This is a genomic window from Clostridium sp. ATCC BAA-442, assembly GCF_964239415.1.
GTDB classification, from domain to species: domain Bacteria; phylum Bacillota; class Clostridia; order Oscillospirales; family Oscillospiraceae; genus Flavonifractor; species Flavonifractor plautii.
On sequence record NZ_CAXSQB010000013.1, the window covers coordinates 19,392 to 35,030 of the forward strand.

The 15,639-nt window shown below is 61.3% G+C and carries 13 protein-coding genes and 2 tRNA genes; 9 read left to right on the forward strand and 6 right to left on the reverse strand.

The genetic code is table 11. The features are described 5' to 3' along the window. Positions 1-39: 39 nt before the first annotated feature. Positions 40-972: an SPFH domain-containing protein gene (locus ACESY8_RS07660; RefSeq protein WP_054339108.1), complete on the reverse strand. Its 933-nt coding sequence runs from the start codon at positions 970-972 to the stop codon at positions 40-42. A gap of 36 nt (positions 973-1,008) precedes the next feature. Beyond that, the gene (locus ACESY8_RS07665; RefSeq protein WP_009261449.1) at positions 1,009-1,464 is read right to left on the reverse strand and encodes an NfeD family protein; all 456 of its coding nucleotides are present in this window, start codon (positions 1,462-1,464) and stop codon (positions 1,009-1,011) included. 137 nt (positions 1,465-1,601) lie between these two features. Here ACESY8_RS07665 and ACESY8_RS07670 point away from each other — a divergent pair, with 137 nt between their 5' ends. From ACESY8_RS07670 to groL, 5 genes are all read left to right on the forward strand, one after another. After that, a complete protein-coding gene (locus ACESY8_RS07670; protein WP_138308792.1) occupies positions 1,602-2,726 on the forward strand; it encodes a THUMP domain-containing class I SAM-dependent RNA methyltransferase in 1,125 nt (374 codons plus the stop codon). Positions 2,727-2,741: 15 nt separating this feature from the next. Then, positions 2,742-3,896 carry a WG repeat-containing protein gene (locus ACESY8_RS07675; protein ID WP_007491200.1) on the forward strand — a complete coding sequence of 385 codons (1,155 nt, stop codon included), beginning with the start codon at positions 2,742-2,744 and terminating at the stop codon, positions 3,894-3,896. A 16-nt stretch (positions 3,897-3,912) separates the two neighbouring features. Further along, the gene (locus ACESY8_RS07680; RefSeq protein ID WP_498794687.1) at positions 3,913-4,851 is read left to right on the forward strand and encodes a diacylglycerol/lipid kinase family protein; all 939 of its coding nucleotides are present in this window, start codon (positions 3,913-3,915) and stop codon (positions 4,849-4,851) included. Between the two features lie 230 nt (positions 4,852-5,081). Continuing rightward, entirely contained in the window at positions 5,082-5,366 is a 285-nt protein-coding gene (locus ACESY8_RS07685) for a co-chaperone GroES (RefSeq protein WP_009261453.1), read from the forward strand. Between the two features lie 251 nt (positions 5,367-5,617). Then, a complete protein-coding gene (groL, locus tag ACESY8_RS07690; protein WP_007491205.1) occupies positions 5,618-7,246 on the forward strand; it encodes a chaperonin GroEL in 1,629 nt (542 codons plus the stop codon). A gap of 175 nt (positions 7,247-7,421) precedes the next feature. On the opposite strand, the gene ACESY8_RS07695 is transcribed toward groL, so the two are convergent. Together ACESY8_RS07695 and prfB are read right to left on the reverse strand one after the other, a co-directional pair. Next, the gene (locus tag ACESY8_RS07695; RefSeq protein ID WP_009261454.1) at positions 7,422-10,547 is read right to left on the reverse strand and encodes an alpha/beta fold hydrolase; all 3,126 of its coding nucleotides are present in this window, start codon (positions 10,545-10,547) and stop codon (positions 7,422-7,424) included. A 170-nt stretch (positions 10,548-10,717) separates the two neighbouring features. Beyond that, the gene (prfB, locus tag ACESY8_RS07700; protein WP_007491210.1) at positions 10,718-11,839 is read right to left on the reverse strand and encodes a peptide chain release factor 2; all 1,122 of its coding nucleotides are present in this window, start codon (positions 11,837-11,839) and stop codon (positions 10,718-10,720) included. Positions 11,840-12,215: 376 nt separating this feature from the next. Here prfB and ACESY8_RS07705 point away from each other — a divergent pair. Continuing rightward, positions 12,216-12,302: transfer RNA gene (locus ACESY8_RS07705), tRNA-Leu, on the forward strand. 3 nt (positions 12,303-12,305) lie between these two features. Then, a tRNA-Met gene (locus tag ACESY8_RS07710) sits at positions 12,306-12,382 on the forward strand. A 94-nt stretch (positions 12,383-12,476) separates the two neighbouring features. Here ACESY8_RS07710 and ACESY8_RS07715 read toward each other — a convergent pair. Further along, positions 12,477-13,877, reverse strand: coding sequence for a site-specific integrase (locus ACESY8_RS07715; protein ID WP_054339112.1), 1,401 nt, complete (start codon positions 13,875-13,877; stop codon positions 12,477-12,479). 562 nt (positions 13,878-14,439) lie between these two features. Beyond that, positions 14,440-14,619 (reverse strand): ABC transporter ATP-binding protein, encoded by a 180-nt coding sequence (locus ACESY8_RS07720; RefSeq protein WP_207735380.1) that lies wholly within the window; start codon positions 14,617-14,619, stop codon positions 14,440-14,442. Positions 14,620-15,025: 406 nt separating this feature from the next. Between ACESY8_RS07720 and ACESY8_RS07725 the strand changes: the two genes are divergently transcribed. Continuing rightward, positions 15,026-15,295 (forward strand): hypothetical protein, encoded by a 270-nt coding sequence (locus tag ACESY8_RS07725; protein ID WP_054339113.1) that lies wholly within the window; start codon positions 15,026-15,028, stop codon positions 15,293-15,295. Positions 15,296-15,362: 67 nt separating this feature from the next. Then, a complete protein-coding gene (locus ACESY8_RS07730; protein WP_054339114.1) occupies positions 15,363-15,632 on the forward strand; it encodes a hypothetical protein in 270 nt (89 codons plus the stop codon). Positions 15,633-15,639 lie beyond the last annotated feature (7 nt).

Sequence of the window (15,639 nt, forward strand, 5' to 3'; positions counted from 1 at the left end):
CCCCCCCCCCCCCCCCCCCCCTCCGCTTTATTCGCTGCTTTATTTGCTTTCAGCGGGGGGCTTGGGCTTGTTGGGCTCCACCGAGTCAAACACGGCCTTGGCGGAGGCGCACAGGCCCGCCAGACCCTGGATCTCGGAGGGGATGATGATCTTGGTGGCCTTGCCGTCGGCGGCGGCCTGGAAGGCCTCCAGGGCCTTGATGCGCAGCACCGCCTCCTTGGGATCGGCCTCGTTGAGCAGCTTGATGGCCTCGGCGGTGGCCTGCTGGACCTTGAGGATGGCCTCGGCCTCGCCCTCGGCCTTCTTGATGGCGGCCTGCTTGGCGGCGTCGGCCCGGAGAATCATGGACTCCTTCTCGCCCTCGGCCACCAGGATCTGACTCTGGCGCTGGCCCTCGGCCCGGAGCACCGCCTCGCGCTTCTCCCGCTCGGCCTTCATCTGCTTCTCCATGGCGCTCTGTATGTCCGGAGGGGGCTGAATGTTCTTGACCTCTACCCGGTTGACCTTGATGCCCCAGGGGTCGGTGGCCTCGTCCAGCAGGGCGCGCATCTGGGAGTTGATGGTGTCGCGGCTGGTGAGGGTCTGCTCCAGATCCATGTCGCCGATGATGTTGCGCATGGTGGTGACGCTCAGGTTCTCAATGGCGGACATGGGCCGCTCCACCCCGTAGGCGTAGAGCTTAGGGTCGGTGATCTGGAAGTAGAGAACCGTGTCGATCTGCATGGTGACGTTGTCCTTGGTGATGACGGGCTGGGGCGGGAAGTCCACCACCTGCTCCTTGAGGGAAACCACCTTTGCCACCCGCTCCAGGAACGGAACCTTGAAGTGGATGCCCACGCCCCAGACGGAGTGGAAGGCGCCCAGCCGCTCGATGACGTAGGCCTTGGACTGCTGCACCACCTTCAGGTTTGTGGCCAGCACCAGAATGAGCACGACGACCAGGATAATGATGATAATGGGGATAAACGGCATGCGGGATTCCTCCTTTTTCTCTTCCTCGGTTTGGAATTACCGCCCCGGCGTAGGGACGGGCAGGGGGGACACGATGACCTTGACGCCCTCGATGCGGAGTACCCTGACCCGGGAGCCGGCGGGGATGGCGGGGCAGCCCTCCTCGGTGCGGGCGGTCCAGGGGGCGCCGTTCACGGTGATCTGGCCCTGGGCCTTCAGGTTGTCGATGGCCTGGGTGACCACACCTTCGGCACCAATGACCCGGTCGGCGTTGGTGCTCACCCGGCGGGGGTCGGCGTACTTTTTGGCCAGGGGGCGGATGATGACCAGGCACAGGAAGGACACCGCCAGGAATACGGCGAACTGCACCCAGATGTTGCCCACAAAGAAGGACGTGAGCAGGGCGCACAGGGAGCCTACCGCAAACCACAGGGAAACCAGCCCCACCGTGGCGGCCTCCAACGCCAGAAGGGCGACGAGGGCGGCGAGCCAGCAGATGCTTGGTATGGGCATGGGCACTCCTCCTTTCGAAATACTACTGCTATCCTAGCACAACTCGGAGAAAAAGGGAAGCAAATTCGCTTTCCAGATTTGCCAAGCAGAGAAAAATAAGGTATACTGCTGTCTAAGAACGAGAACGGAGCGAGGCGATGGACATGAGAGAGCTGGAATTGCTGGTCCCCACCCTGTTCGGGCTGGAGGGGCTGTGCGCTGAGGAGCTGCGGCGGCTGAAGCTGCCGGAGGTGGCGGCGGAGAACGGGCGGGTGCGGTGCAAGGCCGCCCCGGCGGATATCCCACGGGTGAACCTGAACCTGCGCACCGGCGAGCGGGTGCTGCTGGTGGTGGGCCGCTACCGGGCCGCCGACTTTGAGGCGCTGTTTGAGGGCTGCCGCGCCCTGCCCTGGGAGGAATTTATCCCCCGGGAGGGGGCCTTCCCGGTGAAGGGGCACTCCCTCAACTCCCAGCTCCACGCGGTGCCCGCCTGCCAGGCCGTGCTGAAAAAGGCGGCCGCTGCCCGGCTGGGGGAGAAGTACGGGCTGGAAACCCTGCCGGAGAGCGGGGCGCTGTATCAGATCCAGTTCTCCATCATGCGGGACGAGGTCACCCTGATGCTGGACACCACCGGGGTCGGGCTCCACAAGCGGGGCTACCGGGCGGTGGGGGTGGCCGCCCCCCTGCGGGAGACGCTGGCCGCCGCCATGGTGCTCCTCTCCCGCTACCGGGGGAGGGACCCCTTCTGCGACCCCTTCTGCGGCTCGGGCACCATCGCCATCGAGGCGGCCCTCATCGCCAAAAACCGGGCGCCGGGCCTCAACCGGGCCTTTTCCGCCCAGAAGTGGCGTTGGCTGGACAGCGGGCTGTGGCTCCAGGCCGCCGACGAGGCCATGGACGGCGAGTACGACGGGGCATACGACATCTGGGGCGGGGACATCGACCCCAAGGCGGTGGCCATCGCCCGGGCCAACGCGGAGAAGGCGGATGTGGAGGACGCGGTGCGCTTCGAGGTGGCGGACGCCGCCGCCTTCCGCCGGGACGCGCCCTATGGCCGGGTGGTCACCAACCCGCCCTATGGGGAGCGCATCCTGGAGAAGCGGGAGGCGGAGGAGCTTTACCGGGCTTTCGGCCGGGCGGTGTGCACGCTGCCGGAGGGGTGGCGGGTGAGCGTGCTCTCCTCCCACACGGAGTTCGAGCGCACCTTTGGCCGTACCGCAGACAAGAAGCGTAAGCTGTATAACGGCATGCTCAAGTGCGACCTGTTCCAGTACGGAAGATAGGAGGAGGGGATTGATATGAGGCGAGGAAAGGGAAAGCGCGCCCTGGCGGGGCTGCTGGCCGCGGCCCTGTGCGCGGGATTGTTTTTCCTCCCGGCCTCCGCCGCGCCGGAGGGGGCCACGGTATGGGGCTACAGCGAGGGGCTGGCCCAGTGCGAGCTGGCCGGAAAGTGGGGCTATGTGGACGCTGGCCGGAATGTGGTCATCCCTCTCCAGTACGACAGCATCGTGTCCTTCCAGCTCGGCATCGCGGCGGTCAACCTCAACGGCAAGCTCGGGGTGATCCGGCAGGATGGGCGGTATCTCATCCAGCCGGAGTACGACACCCTTCTCCCCATTGACTGCGGGCTCTATATCGCCCAAAAGGGGGGCGGCTGGGGCGTGGTCAGCATACTCCCCTTCCCGGACGGGGCGGGGAGCACCACCAATGTGCTCTATGAGCTGAGCTATGACCAGGTGCAGGTGGCCGAGCAGGGCGGAACTCAGGTGCTCACCCTCACCAAAGGGAGCACCGTCACCAAAATCCCGGTCTATGACCTGCCCGGCATCCTGGCGGCCAAGGGGGTGCCCTCCGCCAAGTTCCCCCTCACCCGGGGCAAGTTGCCCTCCTTCTCCGATGTGTCCCCCCGGGACTGGTTCGCCCTCTGGGTGGACATCGCCTACAATGTGGGGCTCACCTCCGGCGTGGGGAAGAACCGTTATGCGCCCAATCAGACCTTGACCGTGGCGGAGGCCCTCAAGCTGGCGGCCACGATTGAGAGCCGCTACCAGGGGGACGACTTTCATCTGAGCACCGAAGGCGGACCGTACTGGTATGTGCCGGCGGTAGATTACTGCCTGGCCAGCGGCATGATTCAAAAGGGGGACTTTACCGAGCGGGATTACGGACGGGCTGTCACCCGGCGGGAGGCAGCGGAGCTCTTTGCCGCCACCAGTCTGGCCAAGGCCATGCCGGAACTCAACTCTCTGGCCCGGGTGAAGGCGTCGGTGCCCGACATCCGCAGCGGCGATGAGGGGGCGGAGGCCATCTACAGCCTCTACGCCAAGGGAATCCTGTCCGGGGTGGACAGCCGGCTGACCTTCCAGCCGGAGGGCACCTTCACCCGGGCGGAGGCGGCAGCCATTGTCTCCCGCATGGCCCGCACCGAGCAGCGCCTGCTCCTGTGGAGCTGACCAACGGATAAGGAGGATGGGCCCTGTGAGGCACCTGTTCTTAATCAACCCCCACGCGGGAAAATACGACCGCACCCAGGAGATGCGGGAGAAGCTCCGCACTGCCTTGGCCGGGCGAGACGAGCCATGGGAGGCGGCGGTCACCCAATACCCCGGCCACGGGGCCGAGCTGGCCCGGGCGGCGGCGGAGAGGGGGGAGCCGGTGCGCATCTATGCCTGCGGCGGCGACGGCACCCTTAACGAGGCTGTTGCCGGAGCCGCAGGCTTCGGCAACGCCGCTGTGACCCACTACCCCATGGGTTCGGGCAACGATTTTCTGCGGATGTTCGGCCCGGATGCCTGCCGCTTTTACGATCTCCGGGCTCTGCTGGACGCGCCCCAGGCGCCGGTGGATCTCATTGAGTGCAACGGGCGGCTGGCCCTCAATGTCTGCTCGGTGGGGTTCGACGCCCGCATCGGTTTTGGTGCGGCAGACTTCAAGAAGCTGCCCCTGGTGAGCGGGCCGCTGGCCTACCAGCTCTCCGCCGTGCGCACCATTGTCCAGGGGATTCACCGGCCTTACCGGGTGACCATCGACGGGGAGCGCCTGCCGGGGGAGGCGTTTACCCTCATTTGCGCCTGCAACGGCCGCTACTATGGCGGGGGCTTTAACCCCTGCCCCGACGCCGTGCCCGACGACGGCCTGCTGGACTTTGTAGTGGTGCCGGCTGTCTCCAGGCTGACCATTCTGACGCTGATCGGCAAGTACGCCAAGGGGGGCGCCGGGGATATCCCGCGGATCCTTCTGCGCCGCGGCCGGGAGATGCACGTCGCCTGTGACAAGGCCGAACGGGTTAATCTGGACGGCGAGGAGCTGGTGGATTCTGAGCTCTCTGTCCGTGTGTCTGCTAAAAAAGTAAACTTTTTCTTTCCCGAAGGAACCCATTGGATTCCGGAGAAACGGGTGCGAAATTAGAAAACCGAAGAGAGCGGGAGAAAAAAGAAGATCTGAACAGGTTTTGAATGTTAAATTGAAATAGGAACCGCGCGGAATGGAAATTTAACAGATTATTTAAAAATTAAGACTTGCGGAATCCGTCAAGTGAGGTTATTATTATAGGCAGGTTAGCACTCCGGCAAAATGAGTGCTAACCTGCTGAATTGGTTTACAAGAAAAATGAATGATACATGAAGGAGGAACCCCTTATGAAACTCAAGCCCCTTGCAGACCGTGTGGTTATCAAGCTGGTCGAAGCGGAGGAGAAGACCAAGAGCGGCATCATCCTGACCGGCGCCGCCAAGGAGAAGCCCGAGGTGGCCGAGGTCATCGAGGTCGGCCCCGGCGGCGTGGTGGACGGCAAGGAGATCACCATGACCGTCAAGAAGGGCGACAAGGTCATCACCAGCAAGTACTCCGGCACCGAGGTCAAGGTGGACGGAGAGGAGTACACTATCGTCCGTCAGGGCGACATTCTGGCGATCGTAGAATAACCCAGCGGAACGGCGGGATAAGCCGTCCACCTGGGGCCGCGCCTGCGGCGGGGCGGCGCGATAAGCGCCGGAGGCCGACGGAATTCATTTTCGGCGGCCGCAGATGAAATCCCCGGGGGTCCCCGCGAAATTCTGTTTCCTCGCCATTGTGGAGTAATTTTCCGTGTAGGGGCGCACAGTGTGCGCCCGCTCTCTGGAACAAGAAATCTTCCGGGTGAGTTCCACCCGACTCAAATTGGAGGTAATACGTTATGGCTAAGATTATCTGCTACGGCGAGGAAGCCCGTCACGCGCTGGAGCGCGGCGTCAACCAGCTCGCCGATACCGTGAAGATCACCATGGGTCCCAAGGGCCGCAATGTGGTGCTGGACAAGAAGTTCGGTGCCCCCCTGATCACCAACGACGGCGTGACCATCGCCAAGGAGATTGAGCTGGACGACCCGTTTGAGAACATGGGCGCTCAGCTGGTGAAGGAGGTCTCCACCAAGACCAACGATGTGGCCGGCGACGGCACCACCACCGCAACCCTGCTGGCCCAGGCCATCATCCGCGAGGGTCTGAAGAACCTGGCCGCCGGCGCCAACCCCATGGTCATGAAGAAGGGCATCGCCAAGGCCACCACCGCCGCGGTGGAGGCCATTAAGGCCAACTCCAAGAAGGTCAACGGTTCCGCCGACATCGCCCGCGTGGGCACCGTGTCCTCCAGCGACGAGACCGTGGGCAAGCTGATCGCCGAGGCCATGGAGAAGGTCTCCCACGACGGCGTCATCACCGTGGAGGAGTCCAAGACCGCCGAGACCTATTCCGAGGTGGTTGAGGGCATGCAGTTTGACCGGGGCTATATCACCCCCTATATGGTCACCGACACTGAGAAGATGGAGGCCGTTCTGGACGACGCCCTGATTCTCATTACCGACAAGAAGATCTCCAACATTCAGGAGCTGCTGCCCATCCTGGAGCAGGTGGTGCAGTCCGGCAAGAAGCTGCTGGTCATCGCCGAGGACGTGGAGGGCGAGGCCCTGTCCACCCTGATTGTCAACAAGCTGCGCGGCACCCTGAATGTGGTGTGCGTCAAGGCCCCCGGCTTTGGCGACCGCCGCAAGGAGATGCTGGAGGATATCGCCGTGCTGACCGGCGGCACCGTCATCACCTCCGACATGGGCTATGAGCTCAAGGAGGCCACCATGGACATGCTGGGCCGCGCCCGCCAGGTGAAGGTCTCCAAGGAGAACACCATCATCGTGGACGGCGCCGGCTCCGCCGACGCCATCAAGGCCCGCGTCAACCAGATCAAGAGCCAGATCGAGACTACCACCTCCGACTACGACCGCGAGAAGCTCCAGGAGCGCCTGGCCAAGATGGCCGGCGGCGTGGCGATCATCCGTGTGGGCGCCGCCACCGAGGTAGAGATGAAGGAGAAGAAGCTCCGCATCGAGGACGCCCTGAACGCTACCCGCGCCGCTGTGGAAGAGGGCATCGTGGCCGGCGGCGGCACCGCCTATGTCAACGCCATCGCCTCCGTGGAGAAGCTGCTGGCCGAGACCGAGGGCGACGAGAAGACCGGTGTGTCCATCATTGCCAAGGCCCTGACCGAGCCCATGCGCCAGATTGCCACCAACGCCGGCATCGACGGCTCCGTGGTGCTGGAGAATGTGAAGAAGGCCGACAAGGTGGGCTATGGCTTCGATGCCTATAATGAGACCTATGTGGACATGATCTCCGCCGGTATCGTCGATCCCACCAAGGTGACCCGCTCCGCTTTGGAGAATGCGGCCTCCATCGCCGCCACCCTGCTGACCACCGAGTCCCTGGTGGCCGACAAGCCCCAGCCCCCCGCTCCGGCTGCTCCGGCTGCCCCCGATATGGGCGGCATGTACTGAGCCAGAGAGAAAAAAGGCCCGGAACCGATTTGGTTCCGGGCCTTTTTGCAGGGCTGTGGCCTGTCGACGGGGCTAAAAAGAGCTGCTGCTTCCGGCATACGAAAAGCATAGGAATACGAAGGCACCCCCGGAGCCGTTGGACTCCGGGGGTGCCTGGTGTGTAGGGGGAGATCAATCAGGCCGCGGCCTGGGCGGCAGCGGGGATCAACTGTGCCTGGAAGAAAGCGGCGGTGGCGTCCACCGTCTGATAGAGGGCAGTGAAATCGCCAGAGAACACGTTGTAGGTGTGGTCGCAGTTATCCACCAGCAGCAACTGGCTGTCGGCGTTAGCGGCGGCCTTCACAATCTTCTCGGCGTTATCGGGGGTGACGGTAGTATCGTCCTTGCCGTTGATGGCCAGAATGGGGGCCTTGATGTCAGCAGTTACCTTCAGAATGTTGGTTTCGGCCACCTCCTGGAACCAGCGCTCACCCAGCTCCAAGGGCTCCCGCCAGTCAAAGGTCATCGTATAAAAGCCCTCTTTCTTGGCCTGGGCATAGGCATCCTCAAAGCTGGTACCCGCAAACAGGGAGGCGCCGTTCAGCTCCAGGGCGCCGGACCAGGTGACAACAGCCTGGAAGGTGTCGGGGTGGGCCTCTGCGGCCAGCAGGGCGTCGGTTCCGCCCTGGCTCCAGCCCATGACGCCCAGGTTCCCGCCGTCCACAGTCTCCAGGCCGGCCAGGTAGTCTGCGGCGGCCTTGGCGTCAATGACGGCGGAGGTGTAGTTGTAATCCCGGTAGCTGGCGGTGGAGTCGCCGTTTCCCATGAAGTCGATGCGCAGGGTGGCGATGCCGTCGGCGGCCATACGGGGGGCGGCCAGGGCGTAACCCATGCCGGCTTCGTCCCGGTTGGAGCCGGTGCCGTGGAGCATCACCACGCCGGGGACCTTCGCGTCCTTGGAGGCGGAGACGGGCAGGGTCAGGGTGGCGGGAATCTCATGGGCAGGGATCCCGTCCTGGGCGGCTACAGGGATGGAAACCACGGTCTCCACATAGGTGGGCTTGAGGACGCTGAAGTTCTTGAGCACCTGGGCAAACTCAGCGCGGGTGAGCTGGCCGTTGGGGTTCAGATTGCCCTTCTGGTCACCGGTCATCACCTTGCCATAATAGCAGAAGGTCATGCCCTCCAGATCGGCGGCGGGGATGGAGTCGTAGTCGGGAGCCTCCTTCATAGCCATGCCGGAGGTGTCCACGGTAATACCCTTGTAGGAGGCGTAATCGGCGATAATAGTGGCGATACCGGAACGGGTGATTACGGTGTCGGTGCCGTACTCAGTGCCCTCAAACAGGCCGGCGGAGGCGGCCCAGTTAATGGCGTTGGCGTACCACTCGCCCTCGGTGCCGGTCACAGTGGTCTTTTCAACCGCGGGCTTACCCTCCATGTTATAGAGGGTCTGGTACACGGTGGCGCGGGTGACGGTGCCGGTGGGCTCAAAGCCCTTGTTGGTGCCGTTCATGATGCCATTGTCCAAGGCATACACGGCGGCGTTGTAGTACCAGGAGCCGGTCTCCAGATCGGCGGGATAGTTGGCGGGCTCGTCCACAATGGTGATGCGGCCGGCGGGCTCGCCGTACTGCTCGGCGGTGATGGTGCCGTCCAGCTCCTCAGTGGTGTAGTTGATCAGGGCGTCCTCCAGGGACACGCCCACATCCTTCCAGCCGCCGGCGGTCTTGAACACGCCGTAGGTGTCGCCGCCCTTGGCGGTGAAGTCGTTGGTGGCGATGGTGTAGGTGGCGGCGGGATCAAAGGCCTCGCCGTTCACCGTGGAGATGGTGACGCGGCTGCCGGGATTGGCAGGAGCGTAGTAGGTAGAGTTGGCGTATTGAGTGCCGTTCACATAGGGAACGCCGGTGTTGAGGGTGAACTCAATGCCGGACACCTGGGGGAAGGCGCCGATGGCCTCGGGGGTGGTGCAGGTAGCGGCCTCCAGGGCCTCCAGAAGCTGGGCGCCGGTCACGTCGATGGTGGCCACGGTGTTGCCGAAGGGGAAGACGGCCAGCAGGCTCTTCTTGGAAATGTCGCCCTTGGCCAGAGCCTCGCGGATGCCGCCGCCGTTGGTCAGCGCGGCGTCCACGTTCTCCTCGCCCAGAGTCTGGCGGGCCTGCCACAGGATGGCGTCGGCGGCAAAGTCGCCCAGGTTGGTCTCAGTGGTGCGGACGCCCTCGCCCTCGGGGAAGGTCATCTCGGCCTTGGTAACAGGATCGGTGGCCGCGCCGCCGGAGCGGGAGCCGTTCAGATCCACCTCGGTGGTGGCGATCTTCTCGCCGTAGACTTTATCAACGGCGGTGTTGCGGTCGTCCACCAGCTTGGCCACATCGGCGTCGGTCTTGGTGTAGGAGGCGGCGGGAACCAGCTCGTCGGTCAGGGTGCCGGTCTCCTGATCGTAGATCACCACGCCCACGTTGGCCAGAGCGGTGCCGGTGGAGACGATCTTGGCGCCGTTGACCACGTTGGTATCGCCTACCTTGGCAATGATATCGGCAGTGGTGGAGTGGCTGTGGCCGTCGATGAACAGGTCAATGCCATCCACGTGCTCGCACACGTCGATGGAGCGGTTGCCGATGCTCTCGTCATCGATGCCCAGGTGGCCCAGGCAGACAATCAGATCGGCGCCGGCCTTGTTCAGCTCATCGACCTGAGCCTGGGCGACGGCGTACAGCTTGTCGGTCTGGGGGAAGGTGATGCCGGGCATCTTGGAGGCGTCGGCCTTGGTCAGGGTCTCGGGGGTGGCCAGGCCGAACACGCCCACCTTCACGCCGCCGATCTCAAAGATCTTGTTGGAGTCGAAGACAGTCTTGCCGTCGGCCTCAGTGGTCATGTCGGCGCACAGGATGGGGAAGTCGGCATCCTTGGCCAGGGCCTTGAGGTTGTCGATGCCGAAGTCCAGCTCATGGTTGCCCACGGTCATGGCATCATAACCGGCGGCGTTCATGAACTCGATGGCGCTCTTGCCCTGGTCGGCGCTCACCAGGGGCTTGCCCATGATGGAGTCGCCGGCAGAGACCAGCAGCACATCGGCGCCAGCGGCCTCGAAGTCCTTCTTCAGCTGGGCCACACCGGCCATGCCGAAGGAAGTGCCCTCCTCGTCCAGATCCGCGCCGTGGGTGTCGTTGGTATGGAGAATAACAACCTTACCATCGACATCGGGAATGACATAGGGGGTTGCGGTTTCTTCCTCTGCGGCAAAGGCGGCCCCGAACAGGGAGCACACCATAGCCAGCACGAGGAACAGGGACAGGAATTTGCTTGCGGGTTTTCTCATAGAAAACATTCCACCTTTCCTCATTGCCTTTCCCTATGAAAGGCGTTTTTTGGGGCATCCTAATGGTAACAAACTGGAAACAAAAATACAAGGTGGCGGAGAAAAAAAGTGTGCAAAAAGCACACGAATCTTATGAGCCCGCTGCTCAAAAGATTCGTGTAGGAAATAATTTATTTTTCAGCCCAGTTGCCGGTGGCCTCCGCCTTCAGATAGGCGTTGATGAAGCCGTCCAGCTCGCCGTCCATCACGGCGTTGATGTTGCTGGTCTCATAGCCGGTACGGTTGTCCTTTACCAACTGGTAGGGCATAAACACGTAAGAACGGATCTGGCTGCCCCACTCGATCTTGAGCTGTACACCCTTGATGTCGGAGATCTTCTCCGCGTGGGCCTGCATCTGAAGCTCCACCAGCTTGGAGCGCAGCATCCGCATACAGGTGTCCCGGTTCTGAAACTGGCTGCGCTCGGTCTGACAGGAAACCACAATGCCGGTGGGCTTGTGGATCAGGCGGACAGCGGAAGAGGTCTTGTTGATGTGCTGGCCGCCGGCACCGGAGGAGCGGAACACCTGCATCTCGACATCCTCCGGGCGGATGTCCACCTCTACATCGTCGGGAATCTCCGGCATGACCTCCAGCGCGGCGAAGGAGGTCTGACGCCGGGCGTTGGCGTCAAAGGGGGAGACCCGGACCAGCCGGTGCACGCCGTGCTCACTCTTGAGGTGGCCGTAGGCATTCTCACCCTCGATGGAAATGGTGGCGCTCTTGAGGCCGGCCTCGTCGCCGTCCAGGTAGTCCAGCGTCTTGCACACGTAGCCGTGGCGCTCCGCCCAGCGGGTGTACATGCGGAAGAGCATCTGCGCCCAGTCCTGGGCCTCGGTGCCGCCCGCGCCGGCGTGAAAGGTGAGGATGGCATTGGAGCCGTCATACTCGCCGGTGAGCAGAGTGGACAGCTTGGCCTCCTCTATCTCGGCCTCCAGCTTGGCGAAGCCCTCCTCCACTTCGGGAACCAGAGTCTCGTCCTCGGCCTCGTTGCCCAACTCGCACAGGGTCATCAGGTCGTCCCACTGGGTCTTGCGCTTTTGCTGGCCCTCAATCTTGTCCCGTAGCTGCTTGACCCGCTGCTGCACCTTTTGGGCCTTCTCCAGGTTGTCCCAAAAGCCGTCGGAAGCGCTCTCCGACTCCAGCATCTCCACCTCCCGGATGGCCGTCTCCAGGCCCAAGGCCTGGTCCAGCTCGTCCAGCTCCGGGCGCAGATTGTTGAGCTTTACCTTGTATTCATCAAACTGAAGCATGTAAAACCACACTCATTTCCATAAAATAGCCCTCATATTATATCCAAAAGAGTGGAAATTGTAAAGAGAGTGGCAGGAAAAAACCGCCCGAGGGCGGGCGGTTTTATCGCTCACTGACCATCCAGCCGGGATCGGCGCGGAAAATCAGGTCATCTATGTCTTCCTTTGGCTCGGTGCGCAGAATGGTTTCGTCCTGCTGCGTGTGTTGCATGGGGATACCTCCTTCGTAAGTCGTGTACATATCAGTATATGCCGGAGGGAGGGAAAGATGTGTACGATTCCTGTCGGGCGGCTTTTTAAAAATAAGGGTTGACAAGAGGCTTTGGCTGTGGTATTCTAATTGAGCACTTAAAAGCAAGAGACTGGAGCCCTCCACGCCGGAGTGGCGGAATTGGCAGACGCCCGGGACTTAAAATCCCGTGGGAGGAATCCCGTGCCGGTTCGACCCCGGTCTCCGGCACCATATCGCGGGGTAGAGCAGCTTGGTAGCTCGTCGGGCTCATAACCCGGAGGTCGGTGGTTCAAATCCATCCCCCGCAACCATAAGAAACCCTGTAGCCGCAACGGTTACAGGGTTTTCTTTTTATTTCCAGATGGTAGCCCGAGCGGGCGTTTGGCGCACATTTGGCGCACAGTGTCACCCGCTGGCCTTTTTCTGTGCAGGTCTGAGCATCACGTCGGCAAGGCACTCGCTGGCCTGCTCGTCTGCCTGCCGGATGATGTGGGAATAGATGTCGGTGGTGGTGCTCACCTTCGCGTGGCCCAGGCGCTTGGAGACGGCCACCACGTCCTTCCCCTCGCTGATCAGGATGGAAGCCATTGTGTGCCGGAACGCATGGGGGTTGATGTGGGGAAGGTCGTGTCGCATGGAGAACTTGCGCAGCCACGCCGTTATGCTGTCCGGGATCATCGGCTCCCCGTTGTCCTTCACGAACAGGAAATCGGTGTCGTGCCAGCGGTCGCCGTTCTTTAGGCGCTGCTCCAGATACCAGCCGCGATATTGCTTCAATAGGTTCATGGTTTCGGCCGGCAGCTTAATGAAGCGGACGGTGCTTGTTTTGGTGGTGTCCTCGTATATGCCCCGCTTGGGAGAGTACAACAGATTGGTGTCAATGCGGATCTGGCTGTTGCCAAAGTCTACCCGGCTCCACCGAAGTCCCATGACTTCACCCCGGCGACACCCTGTTATGAGGAGAAGGTGGGTGATTACCTTCCACTTCAAGGGCTCACGCTCCAGGGCCTCCCGGATGCGGATAACGTCCTCCACCTGGAAGTAATTCACTTCCTTTGCTGTGGTCTTTGGCGGCGTGGCCTTTGCCGCTGCATTGTATGGCACCAGCATTTCCCGCTCGGCCTGGGCCAGTATAGTGCGGATCAGCCGGTGGTGCTCCAGGATTGTCTTGCTGGACAGGCTGGAGCTTTCTTTTTCCACCTGGAACAGCTTGCCCACATCCTGCCCCAACACTCGGGCGATTGCCTGAGCGGTGGGCAGTTCAATCCGCTTTCCCTGACAGGCTGCCGTGATGGTGGTGGCGGCTACCCCTGCCGCTTCTGCGGCCTTTGCCCGGCTCAACCCCTGCTTTTTGAGCATAGCCGAGAGGTCAACAACCGTGTGGGCCTTGTCAGCTCTGCGGCTTACCCCTTCTTCCCCCAGGGCTTTATAAAAGGTGTTGAGGTGCTGCGGGCGGAGGTCTACCAGCTTTATATGGCCGATTGCCGGTATAATGCGCTCCATCAACTCCCCATACCGTTCCAGGGTGCGGTATTTATCCCCGGCCCGCTCCTTCAGCTCCAACACATACTTTGCATACTCGGCGAAGGTCTGGCGGTTGTCGGCCTGGAAACCCAGCTCGATTTCCCGCTCGAACTCAAACGCTACCCGCTGCACTTCCTTCTCCATTTGCCGTTCTGTCATGGGGCGCTCTGGTGTCCAGGTCTTATAATGCCGGATCTGCTTCCCTGTCATATCCCGGCCCTTTGCAACGGTGATCTTGAAGCTGACTCCGGTCTTGCCGTCTATCCGCTTGATATTTGCCATAGAATCCTCCTTGTCCACCCGCGCCCGGTATGGTACAATAAGGGCGCGGTTTTGATTCTTCTGTTGGGTCTGAATCGCTCTTGCCGCCTCTGGTGTTCACAGCACCGGGGGCGGTCTTTTTTTATCAGTCACTTGCAAAGTCAATACCATTGACCTCGTGCTGGGGGCGCATCCGAATTTCGGACGCGCTATTGACCACTAGGCCCACATTGGGCTTAGTATGAATCACCCCGCGTTGGGGACGCCAGGAGGAGGGCCCAACTTTGGGCTCTCCTATTTTTGACAGCGCAATTTTGCGCTGCCACCCGAGCGGGCGAAAATCCATTTTTGGATTCTCGCATCTAATTGCAAAAGGTTCAATAGGTTCAAAAGGTCGGTCTTGCTCATGAAATGGGGGGCTTTTGCAATTATTGAACCTTTTGCAATTTGGGGTTTATCTCAAAAACGCGAAGTTACCCATAGTTACCTCGTGGCCCGCACCCTGCACTGTGGGCCTCCCTGCTCCAGGGATACCGCCGTGAAGTGCGATGCAAGGGGGAGGTGAAACGCCGCACCCCGCCAGCTATCCCCCCTCTGTGGCCTCACCGGCGGCCCCAGGAGCCGCGTTATCCCGCTCCATAGTCTCGTCTATGGCCCGGTTGATAAAGCCCGTGGTGCTCTCTCCCTGGGCCTCTGCGTGGGCCTGGACAGCGCTTCGCCGCTCCGGGGTCATTCTGACCTTGATTTCCACAAACTTCTCCATGTACTTTCTCTTTGCTCTTTTTTGCGCTTCTGTTGTGCGAGGCTTTTCTTCGCTCACTTTCCTTCCTCCTTTCCGGGGGTGCGGGAAATTTCCGGCACCCCTCCCATCATGCCAGCATTATAGCACAAAAAACAATATCCGACCAGATATAAAACAAACAAATATACGACCCTATATTTGTTAAGTATGCGCATTGATATATCCGACCCCATATGTTATAATTCATACTGTCAAGAGGGACAGGGCCCCGGCGGTCGACAGCCACCGAAAGCGGATAGGGCGTACTCATGAGGACACCGGGATGCTTCCAACAAGGAGCAAGTGTTATCCGGGGGCCAACACCTTAGACACGAACCTTGACAACCGAATATCCGACACCGTATAATCAGGACAAGGGGTGATAAAGATGGTAGACAAGGAGCTGCTGGAGGCCATCGGCCAGATGATGGATGCTAAACTAGCCCAGCAACGGAAAGAAATCATGCAGGATGTGAAGGCCCTGCTTGACACGGATGTTCAAACTAGGTTCAATCTGCTGGCGGAAGATCTCGACATTTTGAAGGAGAAATTACCGGGGGCAGAAGATCTGGATGCAATGCAAGAACAGCTTGACCTACACTATGCCATGCTCAAAAAGCACACCCGTGAAATATCTGACTTAAAGAAAGCCAACTAAACAGTACATACCAGACGGTGCCGGATATTCGGTGCCGTCTGTTTTATTTTGCAAGGAGGTCAACAGCATGAGCACTACTGAACTGGAAATGAAGATCCGGGAGCTGCGCCAGCTCCAGCAGTTGATTGAGGAAGCCCAGACAGAGGCCGAGGGCATCCGGGATGTTATCAAGGCCCACATGGGCGAGCGGGAGGAACTGCGGGCGGGGGAGTATAAAATCACCTGGAAGCCCGTCACATCCTCCAGGCTGGATGCCGCGGCCCTGAGAGCGGCCTTGCCGGAGGTGGCGGCCCGCTTCACCCGCACCAGCACCGCCCGCCGCTTCTGCGTAGCCTGAGGGAGGT